The organism is Pseudomonas protegens, from assembly GCF_013407925.2.
Taxonomy (GTDB): Bacteria; Pseudomonadota; Gammaproteobacteria; order Pseudomonadales; family Pseudomonadaceae; genus Aquipseudomonas; species Aquipseudomonas fluorescens_AP.
Genome location: NZ_CP060201.1, coordinates 6,236,710 through 6,257,694 on the forward strand (window position 1 = coordinate 6,236,710; position 20,985 = coordinate 6,257,694).

Here is a 20,985-nt window from a genome sequence, read left to right on the forward strand (position 1 = left end):
GCTGGCAAGCCAGCTCCTACGGTCGTCAGGGGCGCTGTGGTGGTGGCGATTCGTTAACCGGTCTGTCGTGTCCTGAGGTTCCAGGCGGCGCTATTGACCAGGTTCGGCGGGCGCTGGCCGGACAGTGCCGCCAGCAGGTTGTCCACCGCGCAGCGGGCCATGGCTTCGCGGGTTTCGTGGGTGGCCGAGCCCATGTGCGGGGTGGCCACGACATTGGGCAGTTGCAGCAGCGGTGAGTCCGGGTCCAGCGGTTCGCGCTCGAACACGTCCAGCCCGGCGCCGCGAATGTGCCGCGCCTGCAAGGCTTCGATCAAGGCCGCTTCGTCCACCACCTTGCCCCGGGAAATATTGATGAAGATGCTTTCCGGGCGCATCAGCGCCAGTTCACGGCGGCCGATCAGCCCCTGGGTCTTCTCGGTCAAGGGCAGGGTCAGGCAGATGAAGTCGGCCTCTTGCAGCAGTTGCTCCAGGCTCCGGTAGCGGGCATTGAAGCGTTGTTCCACCGCCGGCTTGGGGCTGTTGCTGTGGTAGATCAGCGGCATGCCGAAGCCGAAATGCCCGCGCTGGGCCAAGGCCTCGCCAATGCGCCCCATGCCGATGATGCCCAGGGTCTTGCCGTGCACGTCGCTGCCGAAATGCAGCGGACCGATGTTGCGCTGCCATTGCCCGGCGCGCACCAGGTTGGCCAGTTCCACCACCCGCCGGGCGGTGGCCAGGATCAGTGCGAAGCCGGTGTCGGCGGTGGTTTCGGTGAGCACGTCCGGGGTGTTGCTGAGCAGGATGCCGCGTTGGGTCAGGTAGTCGATGTCGTAGTTGTCGACCCCCACCGAGACACTGGCCACCGCTTGCAGGCGCGGCGCCAGGTCCAGCAGTTCGGCGTCCAGGCGCAGGCTCGCGCCCAGCAGCCCGTCGGCGCTGGGCAGGGCCTGGCGCAGGGCCGCAAGGCCGCTGGGGCCGAGGTCTTCGATCAGGGTGACCGCGGCCTGTTCCTGCAGGCGCGCCATCAGCGACGGCGAGAGTTTCTTGTACAGCACCAGGTGTTTTTTCATCACGGTTCTCTGTGGCGATTCAGGAGTGGGCCAGGCGGCGTGGCAGGGGCAGGCCCTTGGCCCGAGGCGCGCCGGCGCCGGGTGTCAGCAACAGGGTCAGCAGCACCGAGAGCAGCAGCGCGCCGCTCATCAGCAGGTAGGAGGCCCCCGGCGAGCCGGTGCTGCTGTTCAGGTAACCCACCAGGTAGGAGCCGCCGAAGGAGCCCAGGGCGCCCATGCTGTTGATCAGGGCCATGGCGCCGCCGGCCACGTTGGCCGGGAGAATCTCCGGAACGATGGCGAAGAACGGCCCATAGGGCGCGTACATGCAGGCCCCGGCGATCACCAGCAGGCCGTAGGACCACCAGAAGTGCTCGGCCCCCAGCAGGTAGGAAGCGTAGAAGGCGATGGCCGCCACCAGCAGCGGCGGCCAGACGAAGCGCTTGCGCTGCTGGGTGCGGTCCGAACCCCAGGACACCGCGAGCATGGCGAACACCGCCGCCAGGTAGGGCAGGGCCGAGAGCCAGCCGGCCTCGACCATGTCCATTTGTGCGCCGTGCTTGAGGATCGACGGCAGCCACAGGACGAAACCGTAGACCCCGATGCTCCAGCAGAAAAACTGCAGCGCGAGGAGGATCACCTTGGGCGAGCGGAAGGCCTCGGCGTAGTTCTTCACCGCCTTGATGCCTTGCTGTTCGGCGGCCAGGGCGCTTTCCAGGTCCTGCTTCTCCTGGGCGCCGAGCCACTGGGCCTGGCTGGGCCGGTCATCGGCCAGGCGCCACCAGATAAAGGCCCAGAGCACCGCCGGCAAGCCTTCGACGATGAACATCCAGCGCCAGCTGAAGTGCTCCACCAGGTAGCCGGAGACCACCGACATCCAGAGCATGGTCACCGGGTTGCCGAGGATCAGGAAGGTGTTGGCCCGGGAGCGTTCGGCGCGGGTGAACCAGTGGCACAGGTACACCAGCATCGCCGGCATCACCGCCGCTTCCACCACCCCGAGCATGAAGCGGATGGCGATCAGCATGTAGGCGTTGGCGACGATCCCGGTGAGGGTGGCCAGGCCGCCCCAGAGGATCAGGCTGACGAAGATCAGCTTCTTCACGCTGCGTTTTTGCGCGTAGATCGCCCCCGGCACCTGGAAGAAGAAATAGCCGAGGAAGAACAGCGCCCCCAGCAGTGATGACAGCCCCGGGGTGATCTGCAAGTCGTCGGCCATCCCCGAGGCGGCGGCGAAGCCATAGTTGGCGCGGTCCAGGTAGGCCAGGCTGTAGGTGATGAAGACCATCGGCATGATGTACCACCAGCGGCGGGCGGCGAGTTTGAGGCTGTCCATGAAAGTTCTCCTGAGCTTGTTGTTTTTGTCGCAACAGGTGGTTCTGGTTTTTTGTCCGCATGCGCACTGCAGTTGTGTAGGAGCCGGCTTGCCGGCGAAGAGGCCCTCGAGCCTCGCATCGCCCTGGCGGGCCCCTTCGCTGGCAAGCCAGCGTCTACAGGGCGCAGGCGGTTTTCAGGGGCGCTGCCGGGTCCGGCAGTTCGTGGCGTCGGGGCAGGCCTTCCATGTCGCCACGGCTCTGTATCGCGCGGCTGCCGATCCAGTTGGCGCGCTGCACCGCTTCGATCACGCTGCGGCTTTCCAGCAGGGCGCTGATCAGGCCCACGGCGAAGGCATCGCCGGCGCCGACGGTGTCCACCACCTGGGGCACCGGCACGCCAGCGACGAAGCCGGCGTCCAGCTGGGTGCGGTAGTAGGCGCCATGGGCCCCGAGCTTGATCACCACGGCTTCGGCGCCCTGGTCCAGGTAGAACGCGGCAATGTCCGCCGGGTCGTCACGGCCGGTGAGCAGGCGGCCCTCGCCGAGGCCCGGCAGCACCCAGTGGGCCAGGGCCGCGAGGCGGTTGATCTCGCGGATCATCAAAGCTTCGCTGGCCCACAGGGCCGGGCGCAGATTGGGATCGAACGACACGCTGCGGCCGTTGGCGCGCTGGGTGCGCATCAGGTGGCCGGACAACTCCCGGGCCGAGTCCGAGAGGGCCGGGGGAATCCCGGTGGCGTGCAGGTGGCGGGCCTGGAGCAGGGCCGGGGCCAGGTCGTCGAGGCTCAGGTGGCTGGCGGCCGAGCCGCGGCGGAAGTACTCGACCCGCGGGTCATCGCCGGTTTCTTCCCGGGACTTGAGCTGAAAGCCGGTAGGGTGCAGCGGGTCGCGGCGCACGAAGCGGCAGTCCAGGCCCTCCGCCTGCAAGGTGTCGAGCACGAACTGCCCGAGGGAATCGTTGCCGACCCGGCTCAGCCACGCCACCTTGAAACCCAGGCGCGACAGGCCGATGGCGACGTTGCTGTCGGCCCCGGCAATGCGCTTGTGAAAGTGTTCGACCCGGGCCAGGTCGCCGCTGTGTTCGGCGACGAACATCGCCATGGTTTCACCGAAGGACAGAATATCGATCTCAGACATGGGCAGGCTCCAGTCGCGATTGGCCGAGGCCCGCCAGCAGGCCGACCTGCTCGGCGCTCACCTGCAGCAGGTCGGCGCCTTGCAGCGGGTATTCCACGGCCCGGGTCAGTCCTTGAGTCATGTGCCGCAGCAGGTGTTCCCACTGCTGCAGCTCCGAGGCCTGTGGCGTTACGGCCACCCGCTTGCCATCGGCGCGCAGGCGCACGGCCTTGCAATGCACGTAGGCCACGTGCCGGCCCAGCAGGCGCGCGGCATCGAGCGCCGACTGCGCCTGCCACTGCCAGTTGCCGATATCGAAGGTCATGCGCAGCGGCAGGTTCAGCGCCTCCACGGCGCTGAAAAAACGCTGGAAGGGTTCGATGCGGCCACCGTGTGCGGTCTGGTCGTTCTCCACCAGCAGCCGCACCGGCTGATCCGCCAGCAGGCTGCCGAGGCTGCGCAGGTCGTGATGCGCGCCGAAGTGACCGAGGGACACCTTGAGGTCGCGGGCGCCAAACGCCCGGGCCCGCTGCAAGACGGCGGCGAGTTCGAGGTTGGGTTCGCGGCGCTCGGCCTGCCACAGCTCCAGGGGCGAGGAATACACGCTTTCCAGGCCATGCTCCACGGCGCTTTGCGCCAGCTGCGCGGGGTCTTCGTCGCTCAGCAGCTCTTCGCGCCATTCAATGCAGGACGCGCCAGCGGCGGCCACCAGGGGGATGAAATGCGCCTGGCCGTGCTCGCGCACAAGGTCCGCGCCGTAGCTGGACAGGCTGATGGAAACGGGGGATCGCTGCATGTCTATGACCTCTGAAACCGGTTTCATTTTTGTTCGAAAAAAGCCGCGGGGTGCTTGCCCCCGCCGTTACAACGCGGTGGAGCCGCGCACGATCAATTGCGTCGGAAAATCCACCACCCGCGGCGCGGCGTCGTCGCCCTGCAGGCGCTTGAGCAGGCAGTGGAAGGCGCTGGCGCCGATGGCGGCGGTGGGCTGGGCCAGGGCCGTGATGCCGCTGCCCACCAGGGGGTACCAGTCCAGGTCGTCGAGGGCGATCAGGCCGACACCCTCGAACAGCGGGCACTGCAATTCGCGCAGGGCACGGGTCGCCGCCAGGGTCGCCACGCCGTTGGCGCAGAACAGCGCCTTGGGCCCGGGCCCGGGGGTGTCGAGAAAGTCTTTCAGGTGGCGGGCCAGGGCCTCGCCGGTTTCCAGGGACTGGCCGCGCAAGGCCGGGCGCCGGGCGATCTCGGCCTGGAACGCGGCGCTGCGTTCGAGCCGCGAGCTGGTGCCGTCATGGGGTTCGCTGACCAGCAACAGGTCGCGGTAGCCCTGCTGTTCCAGGTGCTCGATGGCGCTGTGCACCGCCGCCGGGTTGTCCAGGCCCACCAGATCGGCGTGCAGGGGATCGAGCTTGCGGTCCACCAGCACCAGGGGCATTTCCTGCTGCAATTCCAGCAACTGTTCCAGGTGGTGGCCCAGGGTGTTCACGATCAGGCCTTCGATGTTGTAGGCCCGCAGGTTGGCCAGGTGCCGGGCTTCCTGTTCGTCGTCGCGGTCGGTGTTGCACACCACCAGGCTGTAGCCGTGCTGGCGGCAGGCGGTTTCCACACCGTGCATCACGGCAATCGAATAGGGGTTGCGGATATCCGCCACCAGCATGCCGATCAGCCGCGTGCGCCCGCGCTTGAGGCCGCGGGCCATCTGGTTCGGGCGGTAGCCCAGCGCGTTGATGGCTTGCTCGATGCGCAAGGCGGTGGCAGCGGAAAGCAGGGCGCGGTCGTCGCCGATAAAGCGCGACACGCTGGCCTTGGAGACCCCGGCATGACGGGCGACATCGAGCATGGTGACGCGATTGCGCTGGGCGGCGGAAAACGGATTCACGGGCGACGACCTTATTCTTGGAATGATCGGTTTGCAGTCTTTCCGAGGATGGTGCTGAAACCGGTTTCAGGAAACCGCAAAACCCATTCTGCCGTCAAGGGCGCAACGTCGATAAATCTGCATAAGGGCTGAAGGTGGCTGACCAACGGCAGGGGCTCAGGGCTGCTCAAGGAACTGGCGCAGGGCGCGCAGCAGGGCGGCATACAGCGCATCGACTTCCACCGCCAGTCCCCTGGCCCGCAGGCAGCCATGCACCAGGCCCTGGCCCGGATACAGCTGGCTGGCGACGCCGGCCTGCAACAGGCGCTGGTGATAGCACTGGCCGTCGTCGCGCAAGGGGTCGAACTCTGCCAGGGCGATAAAGGCCGCTGGCAGGTGACGCAAATCCTCTGCCAGCAGCGGCCGGGCATAGGGCGAGGTGGGCTCGGGCTCCGGCAGGTACAGCGCCTGGAAACAGTCCAGGTCGCTGCTGCTGAGCAGGGGCGCGTCGGCGCACTGGCTGCGCGAGGGCAGGTTGGCCGCGCCACCCAGCCCGGGGTAGACCAGCACCTGGGCGGCGGGCAAGGGTTCGGCGGCGTCGCGCAGGGCCAGGCACAGGGCCGCGGCCAGATTGCCCCCGGCGCTGTCGCCCATCACCAGTCGACGACGGCGATCCAGCTGCACCGGGCCCAGGCCCTGTTCCAGGGCGCGCCATACTGCCAGGCAATCGTTGAAGGCGGCCGGGAACGGGTGTTCCGGGGCCAGCCGGTAATCCACCGCGATCACCAGCACCTGCAGTTCGCTGGCCAGATGGGCGGTGATGAAATCGTGGGAATCCAGGCTGCCCAGCACCCAGCCACCGCCGTGCAGGTACAGCAGCCAGGGCCAGCCGCGCTCCGGGGCGGCGCGGTCCGGGTGATAGAAACGCAGCGGCACCTGGGCCAGTTGCCGCTCATGCACAACGAGCCCGGGCGGATGGGCCGGAGTGAAATCCCGGCACATGCGCTCATAGCTGTCGCGCAGGCCCTGGAGGCTGCTGTCGGCGCTGGTGTAACTCAGGGTGCGCTGGACGAAGGCCGTCAGCTCGGCAGAAAGCGGGTAATGGCTCATGGACAGTCCTGAAGTGTAGGAGCCGGCTTGCCGGCGAAGGTCCGTGAGACTGCCTTCGCCGGCAAGCCAGCTGCTACGGAGGGCGGTTACAGATTGGCTTTGACCGCGGCCACGCCGTCGCCGCCATCGAAGGTGGTCACCCCTGTCAGCCAGCGCTGCAAGTCCTCGGGGTGTTCGCGCAGCCATTGCCGGGCCACGTCCTGGGGCGTCTTGCGCTGCATGATCGGCACCATCAGCTGGCTTTCCTGGGCCGCGCTGAAGCTCAGGTTCTGCAGCAGTCGATACACATTGGGGCAGCGCTCGGCGTAGTCCGGCGCGGTCACCGTGGACACCGTGGCCGCCCCCTCGTTGGGCCCGTACACGTCTTCGCTGCCGCTGAGGTAGGTGATGGCCATGTTGATGTTCATCGGGTGCGGGGTCCAGCCGACGAACACCACGAATTCCTTGCGATTGATCGCCCGCTGCACGGCCGCCAGCATCCCGGCCTCGCCGGATTCGATCAGCTTGAAGCCCTTGAGGCCGAAGTGGTCGGTGTCGATCAGGGTCTTGATGGTGGTGTTGGCGCCGCTGCCGGGCTCGATGCCGTAGATCTTGCCCCCCAGCTGCTCCTTGAAGCGGGCGATGTCGGCGAAGGTTTTCAGGCCCGCCTGGGCCACGTAGTCCGGCACCGCCAGGGTCGCCTGGGCGTCGGTGAGGCTGGGCCGGTCCATGACCTTGACCTGCCCGGCCTCAAGGAAGGGCGCGATGTTCTGGTCCATGGCCGGCTTCCAGTAGCCGAGGAAGATGTCCAGGCGCTTGTCGCGGATGCCGGCGAAGATGATCTGCTGCACGGCGCTGGTCTGCTTGCTGTCGTAGCCCAGCCCGTTGAGCAGGACATCGGCCACGGCGCTGGTGGCGATCACGTCGGTCCAGTTGACCACCCCCATGCGCACGGCCTTGCAAGCGGCGGGCTCGGCGGCCCAAACCGGGGCACTGAGGCAGGCACTGGCACACAGGATCAGGAAACAACGCTTGAACGGTGCTTTCATCATGGGGCTCATCCGGCAGGTGGCTTTCAGGCTGGGTGGCGTCTGCTTGCGCCATGCCGCCCACCTTACGTGGCCCGCCAACTGCACCAAGCGCCCTGTAGCGACCGGCTTTTGCCCTGTGGCGACGCTGGCGGCCTCAGACCCACAGACTCATCCCGGCGCACGCCAGCCATAGCAAGGCCATGCCCCGGTTGAAGCACCGCAGGGCCCGTGGCGAACCCCGCCAGCGCGCGGAGCCGGTCGCCAGCAGATAGCTGTCGTGGCAGTGACGGGCACAGGCATGGCCGGTGAAATGGGCGCGCAGGATCCAGACGTGTTGTGCAGGTTCAACCGAACAGCCCGGCGGCGATATTGATGGAGAAACCCAGGATCGCGGTATTGAACAGAAAGCCGATCAGCGACTGGGCCAGGACGATCCGCCGCAACTCGCGAGTGGCCACGCCGACGTCCGAGGTCTGCACCGCGACGCCGATGGTGAAGGAGAAATACAGAAAGTCCCAATAGTCCGGATCGGTCAGGCCCTCGGCGAAGCGCAGCGCCGGTTCCTTGCCGTTCCAGGTGTAGTACAGGCGCGCATAGTGCACGCTGAAAATCACCCCCACCAACAGCCAGGAGCCGATCACGGTGAAACCGGTGAAGGCGTAGTGCAGCAGGCGTCGGGTGGTGTCCAGGTCCTTGCTGCCGGCCAGTTCCAGGGTGATGGTCACCAGACTGGCGATGGCCGCGACACAGATGATCAACAGCACCAGCCCGGCGTTTTCGTCCTCGGCTTCGGCGATGCGTTTGACCTGATCGGCCCGGGCTCGCACGGTGAGCCAGAACATCAGCGCCAGGTAAGTCCAGACGGCGGCGTTCCAGCCGATGAGGATCTTGCTGATCAGGGTCTCGGCAGGGGCCAGAAAGCCCACGGCGCAGCCGATCAGCACGCCGATGGTCAGGCGGGGGTGGGTGCGGATGACGATGGACATGGTGGCTCGCAGCTTGGGGAAGAAGGGGGGAACAGTAGCATTGGGGAAGGGGGGCGGTTTAGGGTTTTGCTGTTGCGGCGAGTGGGATGGGGTACATATTCGTTGCTGCGGTTATGGCCGCTTAGGGTTTTGCTCTTGCAGCGGTGGGCGGTGTACATATCCGTTGCTGCGGTCACGGCCACTTAGGGTTTCGCCCTTACGGCGAGTCCCTTTTGTCAAACGCCACAAAAGGAACCAAAAGGGCTTGCCCCTCCATACGGCCCCTCGCTGGGGCTCGGGGTACCCGAGCTCCGGCATTGCTCCGGGGGCCCGCCGCCAACCGGCCATCCATGGCCGGGTGGCGGCTAGCTCGGCATCCATGCCGAGCTGCCCCCTACGCAACGCCTACGCTCGGCCTGCTGGGAAGGGGCCTGAAGATCAAGATCAAGATCAAAAGCCAAAGCCAAGGTGCGCAGGCTGGTTCCTTGTAGCCGCTGCCGAAGGCTGCGAACGAGCGCTTGCGCTCGCAAAACCAGGCGGCGCGATATGTCAGGAATATCGGGGAGGCAGGTTTAGCGTCTCCTCCGGAGCCGTTCGCAGCCTGCGGCAGCGGCTACACGTAACGCTAACGGCAATGAAACAGGTCGGCCGGCAGGCCGCCGTCAGATTTTGCTTTTGCTTTTGCTTTTGCTTTTGCTTTTGCTTTTGATCTTGCTTTTGATCTTCCTGCCCCTTTAGACACGATGGCCGAACGCAGGCATTGAGCCGTGGGTAACCCGGCAGGGATGCCGGGTTAGCCGCACTGGGCCATGGATGGCCCATTGCGGCGGCCCACGGATCAATGCCGGAGTTCGGGCATGCCGAGCCTAGGCGAGGCACCGAGTGGAGGGGCAGAAGCGTTTTGCTTACTTTTGCGCTTTTCAAAAGTGAGCCGCTGTAAGAGCGGAACCCTAAGTGGCCGTGACCGCAGCAACGGATATGTACCCCGTCAAACTCGCTGCAAGAGCGAAACCCAAAGTAGCCGCACCCGCAGCAACGGATATGTCCCCATCAACCCCGCAACAACAGGCTATACCCGCCCCCCCAAAAAAAACCCAAATCAAGCCAACGACTTAGCCATGACCCCACCAAACAACGGCGACTCCAGCCACCCCCGCAACCACTCCTGCAAAGCGCCATAGGGCGCCTGCGCAAACCACTCCCGATCCACATGGGCAAACTGCCGGACAAACGGCAGCAACGCCATGTCCGCCAGGCTCGGATGCTCCGCCAGCAGATAGCGCTGCTCCTGCAGCAACCCGTCCAGGCGCGCCAGAAACACTTCGCCCTGGCCCCGGTAATGCTCCATGGGCGCTTCGGGATAGCGTTCGGCGTACTTGTAGCGATTGAGGTGCACCTTGAACACCTGATCGTTCTCGGCAATCAGTGCCGCGATCCGCGCCTGGGCCGCCGGGTCCGCGCTCAGCCGCCAGTCCTCGGGGTCATGCTGGGCCAAGGCCCAGTGCATGATCTCCAGGCTCTCATCGATCACCCGGCCATCCACCGCCAGCACCGGCACCGTGCCCTTGGGCGAGAGTGCGAGCATCTCGGCCGGCTTGGCCTTGAGGCTGACCTCGACGATCCGCACCGGCACTGCGGCATAGCTCAGGGCCAGTCGCGCGCGCATGGCGTAAGGGCAGCGGCGGAACGAGTAGAGGGTCGCCCCAGGCGTTGCTTGCGTGCTCATTTCACCTCCAGGGTGCTCAGGCCGTTGCCCTGGCGGCTGACCTGGATCTGCACCGGAATCCGTTCGTGCATCTCTTGCACGTGGGAAATCACCGCCACTTTGCGCCCCTGGGCCTGCAGGCCGTCGAGGGCGTCCATGGCCAGTTGCAGGGATTCGGGGTCGAGGCTGCCGAAGCCTTCGTCGATGAACAGTGATTCGATCTTCAGGGTGCTGGAGGCCATGGACGCCAGCCCCAGGGCCAGGGCCAGGGACACCAGGAAGGTTTCGCCACCGGACAGCGAGTGCACCGAGCGCAGTTCGTCGCCCATTTCAGTGTCCAGCACCAGCAGGCCGAGCATGCTGCCGCCGCGCTTGAGGCGGTAGCGGCGCACCAGTTGGCGCAGTTGGGCGTTGGCGTGGTGCACCAGCAGGTCGAGGTTGTAGGCCTGGGCGATCTTGCGGAACTTGTCGCCTTCGGCCGAGCCGATCAGGGCGCTGAGCCGGGCCCAGCGCTGCCACTCGCCGTAGGCCTGTTCGAGCTGCTGGTTCAGGGCCTGGTTGGCGTCCTGGCGGCGCTGGTCCTCGCTTTGCCGGGCGCGCAGGTCGGCGACCTGCTGTTCGCTGGCCTGGGCCTGCTGCTGCAAGGCGTCCAGGGCCTGGGTCAGTTGTTCGGCGGCGAGGTTGCCGTTGTGCTGGGCCTGATGCTGTTCCAGGCGCTGCTGGCGCTCCTGCAGCAGGACCCTGGCTTGCTCGATGGCCTTGTCGTTGGCCTGCAGGCGCTGGCGCAGTGCCTGGATCTGTTCCTCATCCAGTTGCAGCAGCTGTTGCAGGCCGGCGTCATCCAGCTCCGGGTGCTGGGCGCGCCATTGCTCGATGCTGGCCGCCAGTTGCTGCTGTTCGCTGTCCAGGGCCTGTTGGCGTTCTTCCCGGGCCTTGAGGGCCGCTCCCAGTTCGATGGCTTGCTGGTGCAGTGCCTGCTGTTTTTGTTGCGCCTGGGCCAGGGCCTGGCGCGCCTGTTCCACGGCCTGTTCCAGGTGCTGTTGCCAGTGCTCGGCACAGGGCTGCTGGCCCAGCAGTTCGGCCAGTTTGTGCTGGCAGGCCTGTTGCTCTTGGTGCTGGGTTGCGAACTGCTGCTGCGCTTCGCTCAGTTGCTGCTGGCGGGTCAGCTGGCGGTCCTGCTGTTTGTCCAGGGCCAGTTGGCGTTGCTGCTGTTCCTCGATCTCTTCCTGCTGCTCGCGCAGTTGTTCAATGCGCTGCAGCACTTGCTGGTCGAGCTGGAGGAAGGTGTTGGCCGGGTCGCGGCGCAGGCCGTCGAGGACCTCGGCCGGCAGCAGGCTGGCGAAGTAGCTCAGTTCTTCTTCCAGGCGCTGGCGGTCGGCGTTGAGTTGCTGCTGTTGCTGGTCCAGGTGCTGGGCCGCCTGCTGGCTGGCGTCGATGGCGGCTTGCAACTGGTTTTGCAGGCGCGCGGCGTCCTTTTGCAGGGTCAACAGGGCGCCCTGGCGGCTTTCGTCCTGGGTGATGCTCTGTTGCAGTTGCTCCAGTTGCTGATGCAGCCAGGCGTCACGCTTGGGCGGCTCCTGGTCCAGCAGGCTGGCGCTCAGCGGGTGGGCTTGCAGGCTCGGGGCCAGGGCCTGTTGCTGGATCGCCAGCTGTTCTTGCTGCTGGAGGAACTCCTTCTGCTGGGCAATCAGCCCCTGGACCTGGGCCCGCAGTTCGTTGAGCTGTTCCTTGAGGCCGTCCACCGCCTGGCGGGCGTTGGCTTCTTCGCTTTCGTCGTGGCGCCCCAGGCTTTGCAGCAGGGCTTCGGGCTGGTGATAAGGGTGCTCGACGCTGCCACACACCGGGCACGGCTGATCGTCCTGCAACTGGGCGCGCAACTCCTCGACACTGGCGCTGCGGGCCAGGCGCTGACGCTCCAGCAGGGCCTGGGTGACGCTCAAAGTTTGCTCGGCCACGGCCAGTTCGGCCTTGGCTTGCAGACCGGCCCGGTTCAAGGCCTCGCGCTGGCTGGCCACGGCCTGTTGCTTGTCTTGCAGGGCCTGGGCGCGCTGTTGCAGTTCCTGGTGCTGGGCCCAGAGCCGGCCCAGTTCCTCGAAGGCGCGCTGCTGTTTGCGGTTGTCCTGGAGCAGGGTGCCGAGCAGTTGGATCTGCTCGGCCACCGCTTGCGGCTCGGCCCCGGCTTCGCTGTACAGCAACTCCAGGTGCGCGCGCTGTTCGCTCAGTTGTGCGGCGGCGCTGGCGGCGCGCTGTTCCAGGGCCGGCAGCTCGGCCTGGCCCTGGTGCAGGCGATTGCCCACCAGCATCAGCTGTTGCAGGCGTTCGCGGTAAGCGTTCCAGGCTTCGCTCAAGGGGGCGAGGGCGGCACTGTGGGCCAGTTGCCCGGCGATCAGTTCCAGGCGTTCAGCCACCCGGCGCTGCTGTTCCAGCAGTTGCTGGATCGCCTGCTGGCCTTCGGCGCAGGCTTGTTCGGCGCGGGCACGTTGTGCTTCGGCCTGGCTCAGGCTTTGCCCCAGGCGCTCCAGGCTGGCCTGTTCGGCAAAGGCTTGGCGCAGCAGCGGCGCGCTGACGCTGTGCTGCTCCTGGGCCTGGGACAAGGCGCTATCGGCCTCCTGCAATTGCTGTTGCAGGTGCTGTTGTTGCTGGTTCAGCTGGCCTTGTTGTTCGACCTGCTGCTGGATCTGCAGGCGCAAGGGCGGCAACGTGGCCTCAAGCTCCGCCATGCGCAAAAACTGATGCCGCTGCGGCGCCAACTGCTCCAGGCGTTGCAGGCGCAGGCGCTCGGGCGCCAGGGCCTGGGCTTGCTGCTCGGCGGCCTGCAACTGCTCGGCGGCGTCTTGCTGCGCTTCCTGCCACTGGCGCAGTTCCTTGAGCCAGCTGTGCTGGGCTTCCAGCTGCTTGAGCTGGGCCTGCTGGGTCTTGAGTTGCTGCTGGGCCTGGCTCAGTTGCTGTTCCAGCTCGGCCCGGGCTTCGGGCTCCAGCGGGCTGATGCCGCTGGCCTGGGCCTGGAGCGCCTTGTGGGCCTCGTCGGCTTCCTTGCTCTTGCTGTAGGCGCGGCGCCCCAGTTGGCTGTAGACGGCGGTGTTGGTGAGCTTTTCCAGCAGCTCGCTGCGTTCCTTGTCGTCGGCCTTGAGAAAGGCGCTGAACTCGCTCTGGGCCAGCATCACGGCGCGGGTGAACTGCTCGAAGTTGAGCCCCAGCCTGGATTCGATCAGCTGTTCGTAGTCACGCTTGCCACTGGCCAGCAATTGATTGCTGTCCAGATCGGTGAGGCTCTGCCGGCTGGCTTGCAGTTTGCCGTTGGCCTTGTCGCGGGCGCGGTTGGTTTCCCAGCGGGCGCGGTAGCGGCGCCCGTCAATGCCGACAAAATCCACTTCGGCGAACCCGCTGCCGGTGCCACGGCGCAGCAGGGTGCGGGGGTCGCCGGTGGAGATATCGCTGTCGACCTCGGGAACCTTGTTTTCCTTGGCGATCTTGTTCAGCCGTGGCACCGCGCCGAACAGCGCCAGGCACAGGGCATCGAGCAGGGTGCTCTTGCCGGCGCCGGTGGGCCCGGTAATGGCGAACAACCCGGCGCTGGCCAGGGGCTCGGCGCTGAAGTCGATCTCGAACGGGCCGGCCAGGGAGGCCAGGTTCTTCAGGCGGATGGCCAGGATCTTCATGGCTGTTCCCCTTCTTGCTGCACGTCCTGCAACAGCAGGGCGAAATCCTTGAGGGTGGCGTCGTCCACCTCGTTGGCGTAGGCGTCGCGCCAGGCGCGGCGGAACAGTTCTTCGGGGCTCAGTTGATCCAGGTCGATCAGCTCGGCGCCGACGTCTTCAGCGTCGCGCCCGCCGCTACCGGCGTACTCGGCGGCGATCCGCACCAGGCGCACGGCCTTGCCTTGCAGGGCGTTTTCCACCTGCTGGCGCAGGTCCGGCTGCGGCTCGTCCAGGCGCACCCGCACTTCCAGCCAGGGCTGGCGCTGTTCTTCGGCCAACAGGTCGATGTCCGGCAGCTCGCCGAGCTGGGTCAGGAGCTCACCCAGGGGCGCCGGGCCCAGGCGTTGCAGGTTCACCGCCCGGGGAATCAGCCGCGGTTCGACGCTGACCAGGGTCTCGCCGTCCAGGCGCACATCGAGGATCTGGTGCTGATAGCCGATCTCGGAGAACGACAGCGGGATCGGCGAGCCGCTGTAGCGGATGCGCTGCTCGCCGTTGACCTTCTGCGGCTTGTGCAGGTGGCCCAGGGCCACGTAGCTGATGTCCGCGCCGAACAGGCCGGCGGGCAGGGCCTCGGCGTTGCCGATGATCAGGCTGCGCTCGGAGTCCTCGGACACCGAGCCGCCGGCCATGTGCGCGTGGCTGATCGCTACCAGGGCCTGACCCGGCTGGCGCTTGGCGTTGGCCGCGGCGATCAGCCATTCATGCACCTGGGCGATGCCCTTGAGGTAGTCGTCGCCCAACTGTCGCCCGGTGACTTCCGCCGGCCGCAGGAACGGCAGGGCCAGGCACCAGGCGGCGATCTGGCCGCTGGCGTCGGGCAGCGGCAGCAGCAGGCGCTCGGCGTCCAACTGGCCGTCGTCGAGCCACAGCACCCGGCCCAGGGCGTGGGTGCGCAGGCGGCGCATCAGCGGCGCCGGCAGCTCGATGCGCGAGCCGGAGTCGTGGTTGCCGGCGATCATCACGATGGTCAGCGCCGGTTGCTGTTCGTGGGCGCTGACGATGAAGTCGTAGAGCCGCTCCTGGGCTTTGACCGGCGGGTTGACGGTGTCGAAGATATCGCCGGCGATCAGCAGCACATCGGGCTGCTCAGCGTTGAGCTGGCGCAGCAGCCACTCCAGAAAGCAGGCGTGTTCGAAATCGCGTTCCTGGCCGTGGAGGTTCTGGCCCAGGTGCCAGTCGGAGGTGTGAAACAGACGCAAGGCAAACTCCAGGAAAAGCAGCTACGAGCTGCAAGTGGCAAGTGGCAAGCGGCAAGCTCAAGCGAATCTTGGCGCTTGAGGCTTGCAGCTTGCGGCTGCTGTTATTTGGGGTAGAGCGGCGGCAGGCTGGTGGTGTCGGTCAACGGGTCCTGGACCCGTTCGTTGATGGGGATGGCGCGGATCGCCCGCCACAGTTCCTCGCCTTGCCAATACTGGCCGGTTTCGCTGTAGAGGGCGCCGTTGAGGCCGTCCAGGGCATCGGACAGCGGGATGAAGCGCGCCGCCATGTCGGCCAGGGTTTCCGGTTGCTGGCGCGCCCAGGCGTCCAGGGCCTGGCGGGTGGTCTGCGGGTCGTTGGCCTGGCAGGCGCGCTTGAGGTCGTCCAGCAGCGAGCGTGGGCTCGGGCCGGTCTGGGTGGCGCGCAGCACCGCCGGTTGCGAGCGGGCCCGCCACCACAGGCCAAAGCCCAGCAGGGTGCTGCAGGCCAGCAGCAGGGTGCTCAGTTGCCAGGGCCAGAGCGGGCCATCGTCGCCGCCGGACTGGGGCGTGCCGGCCGGGGTGTCCACCACCAGGCTCGGGTTGTTCGCCACCTGCAGGCTGCGGGCCGGCAGGCGGGTGAGCTCCAGGCGCTCTTGCTGGGTGTTCCACCAGGTCACTTCCAGGCCCGGCAGATTCACTTCGCCGGTGCGGGTCGGCACCAGGGCCTGGCGTTCTTCGCGAATGCCCAGCAGGCCCTGTTCAACGTGCTGGTTGCTCAGTTGCGGCTGATCGGGGTAGCTGCGCAGGCCGTTGACCTCGGGCTGGGGCAGGGGCGGCAACTGGGTGCTGGACAGGCCTTCGGCGCGCAGGGTCAGGCTGCGGGTCAGGGAGTCGCCGACCTGAGGATGATCGGGCTCCGGGCTCCAGCTTTCGGTCAATTCCAGGTGGCGCGCCGGCAGCCAGGGAAGGTCGGCGGGATAGCCGGCGGGCTTGCCCAGTACCTCCAGGCTCATGGGCTCGGAACTCACATGGATCAGCTTGCCGGGCTTGGGGGCCTGGGACGCGGTGTCCTGGTCGTTGCCCGGGTTGGCCAGGGTGGCGCTGAAGGTCAGGGCCGGGATCTGCAATTGGCCGCTGCGCTGGGGGTACAGGGCGTAGCGCATCTCGATCACCCCGTGACGCACGCCATTGATGAGTTTTTCGTAGGTGCGCGGCTCGCCCAGTTGCTCGACCCGGGCATCGTCGAGTTGCAGCGGGCTGAGGTTGCTGTCGTCGAACAGCGGCACCGAATGGTAGATGTGCAGGGTCAGCAGGGCCTGGGCCTGGACGTAGACCTTGGGCTGGTCGAGTTCGGCCTTGATGAACACCGGCTCCAGCCGGGCGTCCTGATCCTGGGGCGTGCCGGCGTTGACTTGCAGGCTCAGGGCCTGGCTGTGCAGATTGCCCAGTTGCAGCGGGGCAATCTCCAGGGTGCCGAGCTGGCGCGGCAGCAGGGTGACGATCCAGCGGGTGCTGGCGTGGTTGTCGCCCAGGCTGTTGAGCTGGTTGACCTGGCGTGTGCCGCGCACTTCGAACTGACGGTCCAGGGGGCTGAGGTCGGGCTTGCCGAACTGGGTGACGTCGCTGGACTCCAGGGTCAGCTCGACGGTTTCCCCGGCGTTCACCTGGCTGCGGTCCAGGCTGGCGGACAGCCCGGCAGCCTGGGACGAGGCCGTCCAGAACGCGAGGGCTAGCAGAAGGGCGGCGGTGCAGCGGGTCATCGAGTTTTTCCCTGATCCTGATGTTGTTGCTGTTCGTACCAGAATTTACGTCTCAGCAGTTCCCCCGGATCGTCCGGGATCTTGCGCAGCCATTGTTCCAGCGCCTGCTGGTGTTCGGCGTCCAGGCTGTCCTGGGCCGGGCGCAGCGGGGTGGTGGTGTGCTGGTCGTCCAGTTCGCTGCCGGGCACCTCGCTGTGGCCGTTGCTCGTTGGCGGCGCGGCCGTGGCTTCGCCGCTTTCGGCCGCGGTCTGCCCGGTGTTGTCCGGGGCTTCGCCGCCGGGGGGCGGCTGGGTCGCGGCGCCGCTGGGCCCGGCGTTATTGCTGTCGTCGCTGTCGGGGTTCTGCGGCTTTTGCGGCGCTGCCGGCGGGGCGGCCTGCTGCTGTTGCAACAGGCTTTGCACCAGGGCCTTGTTGTACAGGGCCGGTTGCAGGTCCGGCTGGCGTTCCAGGGCTTGCTCGTAGGCGTCGATGGCCGCTTCCAGTTCGCCGCTGCGGGCCAGGGCATTGCCGCGATTGTAGTGGGCGCGGGCGTCGTTGCCTTCGGCAAAGCGCTCGGCGGCGGCATTGTAGTTGCCGGATTCGTACAGGGCCACGCCTTGCCATTGCGGGTCCTGGAAATGCCGCGCGGCTTCCGCCGGGCGCTGCTGCTCCAGCAGCCGTTGGCCCTGCTGGTCGGGACGCAGCCACAGGTCTTGCAAGTCGAAGGCGTAGCTCGGTTGCGGCGCGGCCAACAGCAGCAGCGGCAGGCAGAACAGCCAGCCCCGGCGCCCGGCGCAGGCGGCCAGCAGCAACAGGGGCAGCAACAGCCAGTAGCCCTGGTCGGCCCAGGTGTCCAGGCGCAGGGTCTGGCCGTCGTTGCGCAGTCCCTGGGGGCCACCGAGCAGGCCCAGGCCCTTGAGGTCGCTGTCGTCCAGGCGCGCCTGCCGGTAGCGGCCGCCGACCTCGCCGATGAACTGCTTGAGGTCCGGGCTGTCCAGGCGCGACACCAGGATCGCCCCCAGGTCGTCCTTGAGGTAGCTGCCGTCTTCCAGGGTCACCGGGGCGCCGTCGCGACTGCCCAGGCCCAGCATCAGCAACTGCGGCGCGTCACCGCCGAGGGCCTGGCGGATGCCCTGGCGTTCCTGTTCGCTGAGGGACGAGGCCATCAGCAGCACCCGACCCTGGCCCAGGGCGCCCTGGTCCAGCAGCTTGAGGGCCTTGAGCAGGGCCAGGTCGGCGCGCTGGCCGGGCTGGGGCATGATCGACGGCTTGAGCGCGTCCAGCAGGTTGCGGCTGGTGGCCAGGTCATCGGACAGCGGCACCAGGGTGTGGGCGCTGCCGGCATAGACCACGATCGCGGTCTGCGCGTCGCTGCGCGCTTGCAACAGGTCCAGCAACTTGTGCCGGGCCTGCTCCAGGCGATTGGGCGGCACGTCGTTGGCGAGCATCTGCGGGGTCAGTTCCAGCAGCACCACCAGCGGGTCGGCGGGTTTCTGGCTGGTCTGTTCCACCCGCTGCCAGCTGGGGCCGAGCAGGGCCAGCACCGCCAGCAACCAGGCCAGGCCCAGGGCCACCCAGGGCAGCTTGCTTTCGCGGCCGTTGCCGCCGCTGAGCAGGGCGGCGTGAAAGGCCGGGGGCAGGATCATCTGCCAGCGTCCGGCGCGCTTCTGCCGGTGCCAGAGCTTCCACAGCAGCAGCGCCAGCAGTGGCAGTACCAGCAACCATCCGGGCCGGAACCAGTGGGGCCAGAGACTGATCATCGCCGCCTCCGCAAGCGCAGGCGCTTGAGCCGCTGGCGCCAGTCATGGGCAGGCAGCAGGAAATTCGACTCGGTGAAGAAGCGCTGCAGCGGGTTGTGCGGCCAGCGCTCGCGCAGCACCAGCAGCACGCTGAGCAGCAGGGCGACGGCCAGCGGCCAGTGGTACAGGGCCTGGGCCGGGCGCGCCTGGGTCGGTTGCTGGGCCACCGGTTCCAGTTGGTCGAGGGTTTCCTTGATGGCCTGCAGCTCCTGGCCGTCATGGGCGCGGAAGTAGCGCCCGCCGGTGACCTCGGCCAGCTCCTTGAGCGCCGGTTCGTCCAGGTCCAGGCTCGGGTTGAGCCCCAGTACCCCGAGCGTGGCGCTGTCCTGCGGGTCGGCGCCGATGCCGATGGGGTAGATCTTCACCCCTTCCGCGGCAGCCAGCCGGGCGGCGGTGATCGGTGCGATCTCGCCGCCGTTGTTGGCGCCGTCGGTGACCAGGATCAGCACCCGGCTCTGCGCCGGACGCTGGCGCAGGCGCTTGAGGGCCAGGCCGATGGCGTCGCCGATGGCGGTGTTCTTGCCGGCGATGCCGATCTTCGCTTCATCCAGCCAGATGCGCACCGTGCGCCGGTCGAAGGTCAGCGGCGCCTGCAGATAGGCCTTGCTGCCGAACAGGATCAGGCCGACCCGGTCGCCCTCGCGGTGTTCGAGAAAGTCCCCCAGCAGGTGCTTGACCAGGCTCAGGCGGCTGACGTCTTCGTCCTGCCACTGCATGTCGGGAAAGTCCATGGAGCCGGACACGTCCACCGCCACCAGCAGGTCGCGGCCGCTGGCGGCCACCGGCAGCGGTTCCCCCAGCCATTGCGGGCGGGCCGCGGCCAGCAGCAACAGGACCCAGAGCAGAATGAAGCGTGCCTGCTGGCGCCAGGCCGGCAGGTGGGCCCGGGCCCGGCGCCTGGACAGGCCTTCCAGGTCACTGAGAAAGCTCACCTTCAGCGCCGGCTCGCCGCTGTCGGCCACCGGCAGCACCAGGCGCAGCAGCCAGGGCAGCGGCAACAGGGCGAAGATCCACGGCCAGGCGAACTCAAACATGCTTGCGAATCCAGGTGTCCACCGCCTGGGTCAGGCCGGCGATGGCTTTGTCGTCGAGCTTGCACTCGGGCTTGTAGGCGCCTTCGACCAGCACCATCCAGCGGGTCAGGCCGGCGGCCGGGCAGCGGTTGTCGAGAAACGCCAGCCACTTGCGGCCATTGAGGGTGTGGCTCTGGCTGTAGGGGTAGTGGTTGCGGCACAGGCGCTTGAGCAGGGCATTGAGGGCCTGCAGCCAGGCACCGGCCGGGGCGCCGTCATAGGGCTTGGGCAGCAGCGCCAGTTCCGCCAGGGCGGCCAGGCGCACCGGGTCCAGGGGCTGTTCGCTGCGGGCCTGGGAGGCCTTGCGCGGCCATAGATGGCGCCAACGCCAGATCGCCAACCCGAGCAGTGGCAGTAGCAGCGCCAGCGCCCACCAGCCCGGGGCCGGTGGCCACAGGCCGATGTCGGGCGGCGGCAGCAGCGGTTGCAGTTGTTCCAGGCTGCTCATCGGCCGGCTCCGGGGCGCTGCGGATTGAGGTACTCGCGCAGTTGCTCGACCATTTCGCTCTGGGTGCTCAGGGGCATCAGCAGCACCCGCAGCTTTTGCGCCAGGCGTTCCCAGCGGGCGATGCGCGCCTCGCTCTGGGTCCGGTAGGCCTGGCGCAGTTCGTAGTTCAGGGTGTCCAGTTCCAACTGCGCGCCGCGCTCGGCAAAGCGCAGCAGGCCGGCGGCGGGCAGGGCGTGGTCGAGGGGATCGGACAGTGGCATCAGCAGCAGGTCGCAATGGCGCGACAGCAGGCTCAGCTGTTGCTCGGCGGCGTCGCTCAAGGCGCGCTCGTCGCAGATCACGATCACCAGGCTGCCCGGGCGCAGCACTTCACGCCCGCGCAGCAGCGCGGTGCCCAGGGCATCGCGCTGGGGCTGGGCTTCGCTGTGCAGCGACTGGTTGACCCGCACCAGGCGGTTGAGCAGTTGCAACAGGCTCTGCTTGCTGCGCCGCGGCTTGATCTCGTAGTGCTCGTCGTCGCCGTAGACCAGGCCGCCGACCCGGTCGTTATGACCCAGGGCGGCCCAGCCGATCAGGCTCGCGGCCTGGGCGGCGAGCACCGACTTGAACATCAGCCCGGAGCCGAAGAACAGCTGGCGGCTTTGCTCGACCATGATGAAGATCGGCCGCTCGCGCTCCTCGTGGAACAGCTTGGTGTGGGGTTCCTGGGTACGGGCGGTGACCCGCCAGTCGATGGTGCGCACGTCGTCGCCGGCCTGGTAGACCCGCACCTGATCGAAGTCCACGCCACGCCCGCGCAGCTTGGAGTGGTGCAGGCCGATCAGCGGGCTGCGCTGGCTGGGGGTGGAGAACAGCTGCACCTCGCGCACGCGATGGCGCATCTCGATCAGCTCGCCGAGGGTGATGCGAATGCCGGGTTCGGCGATGGCTTGAGTCATG

Annotated in this window: 16 protein-coding genes; all 16 read right to left on the minus strand. The window is 67.4% G+C overall.

The window, feature by feature from the left end; all coding sequences use genetic code 11:
* Positions 1-53: 53 nt before the first annotated feature.
* Positions 54-1,049 (minus strand): D-glycerate dehydrogenase, encoded by a 996-nt coding sequence (locus tag GGI48_RS28850; protein ID WP_179601311.1) that lies wholly within the window; start codon positions 1,047-1,049, stop codon positions 54-56.
* 19 nt (positions 1,050-1,068) lie between these two features.
* Positions 1,069-2,364, minus strand: a complete 1,296-nt coding sequence (locus tag GGI48_RS28855) for an MFS transporter (protein WP_179601313.1) — start codon at positions 2,362-2,364, stop codon at positions 1,069-1,071.
* 154 nt (positions 2,365-2,518) lie between these two features.
* Positions 2,519-3,481, minus strand: coding sequence for a sugar kinase (locus GGI48_RS28860; RefSeq protein WP_179601315.1), 963 nt, complete (start codon positions 3,479-3,481; stop codon positions 2,519-2,521).
* Complete coding sequence (locus tag GGI48_RS28865; protein ID WP_179601317.1) at positions 3,474-4,256, minus strand: sugar phosphate isomerase/epimerase; 783 nt, start codon at positions 4,254-4,256, stop codon at positions 3,474-3,476. Before GGI48_RS28865 ends, GGI48_RS28860 begins: the two co-directional genes overlap by 8 nt.
* 66 nt (positions 4,257-4,322) lie before the next feature.
* The gene (locus GGI48_RS28870) at positions 4,323-5,339 is read right to left on the minus strand and encodes a LacI family DNA-binding transcriptional regulator (protein WP_016965633.1); all 1,017 of its coding nucleotides are present in this window, start codon (positions 5,337-5,339) and stop codon (positions 4,323-4,325) included.
* Positions 5,340-5,495: 156 nt separating this feature from the next.
* Entirely contained in the window at positions 5,496-6,428 is a 933-nt protein-coding gene (locus GGI48_RS28875; RefSeq protein WP_179601319.1) for an alpha/beta hydrolase, read from the minus strand.
* Between the two features lie 86 nt (positions 6,429-6,514).
* Positions 6,515-7,456 carry a choline ABC transporter substrate-binding protein gene (locus GGI48_RS28880; protein WP_179602180.1) on the minus strand — a complete coding sequence of 314 codons (942 nt, stop codon included), beginning with the start codon at positions 7,454-7,456 and terminating at the stop codon, positions 6,515-6,517.
* 326 nt (positions 7,457-7,782) lie between these two features.
* Positions 7,783-8,424: a DUF1345 domain-containing protein gene (locus tag GGI48_RS28885; RefSeq protein WP_016967515.1), complete on the minus strand. Its 642-nt coding sequence runs from the start codon at positions 8,422-8,424 to the stop codon at positions 7,783-7,785.
* A gap of 1,078 nt (positions 8,425-9,502) precedes the next feature.
* Positions 9,503-10,129 (minus strand): glutathione S-transferase, encoded by a 627-nt coding sequence (locus tag GGI48_RS28890; RefSeq protein WP_179601321.1) that lies wholly within the window; start codon positions 10,127-10,129, stop codon positions 9,503-9,505.
* Positions 10,126-13,767, minus strand: coding sequence for an AAA family ATPase (locus GGI48_RS28895; protein ID WP_179601323.1), 3,642 nt, complete (start codon positions 13,765-13,767; stop codon positions 10,126-10,128). Before GGI48_RS28895 ends, GGI48_RS28890 begins: the two co-directional genes overlap by 4 nt.
* Positions 13,764-15,008 (minus strand): exonuclease SbcCD subunit D C-terminal domain-containing protein, encoded by a 1,245-nt coding sequence (locus GGI48_RS28900; RefSeq protein ID WP_179601325.1) that lies wholly within the window; start codon positions 15,006-15,008, stop codon positions 13,764-13,766. Before GGI48_RS28900 ends, GGI48_RS28895 begins: the two co-directional genes overlap by 4 nt.
* A gap of 101 nt (positions 15,009-15,109) precedes the next feature.
* The gene (locus tag GGI48_RS28905; protein ID WP_179601327.1) at positions 15,110-16,747 is read right to left on the minus strand and encodes a BatD family protein; all 1,638 of its coding nucleotides are present in this window, start codon (positions 16,745-16,747) and stop codon (positions 15,110-15,112) included.
* Positions 16,744-18,486, minus strand: coding sequence for a VWA domain-containing protein (locus GGI48_RS28910; protein WP_179601329.1), 1,743 nt, complete (start codon positions 18,484-18,486; stop codon positions 16,744-16,746). Before GGI48_RS28910 ends, GGI48_RS28905 begins: the two co-directional genes overlap by 4 nt.
* Positions 18,483-19,559 carry a vWA domain-containing protein gene (locus GGI48_RS28915; RefSeq protein WP_103740240.1) on the minus strand — a complete coding sequence of 359 codons (1,077 nt, stop codon included), beginning with the start codon at positions 19,557-19,559 and terminating at the stop codon, positions 18,483-18,485. Before GGI48_RS28915 ends, GGI48_RS28910 begins: the two co-directional genes overlap by 4 nt.
* Positions 19,552-20,046: a DUF4381 domain-containing protein gene (locus tag GGI48_RS28920; protein ID WP_179601331.1), complete on the minus strand. Its 495-nt coding sequence runs from the start codon at positions 20,044-20,046 to the stop codon at positions 19,552-19,554. The genes GGI48_RS28915 and GGI48_RS28920 overlap by 8 nt, the downstream gene beginning before the upstream one ends.
* On the minus strand, positions 20,043-20,984 hold the full coding sequence (locus tag GGI48_RS28925) for a DUF58 domain-containing protein (RefSeq protein ID WP_016966180.1): 942 nt from the start codon (positions 20,982-20,984) through the stop codon (positions 20,043-20,045). The genes GGI48_RS28920 and GGI48_RS28925 overlap by 4 nt, the downstream gene beginning before the upstream one ends.
* Between the last annotated feature and the right edge of the window lies 1 nt (position 20,985).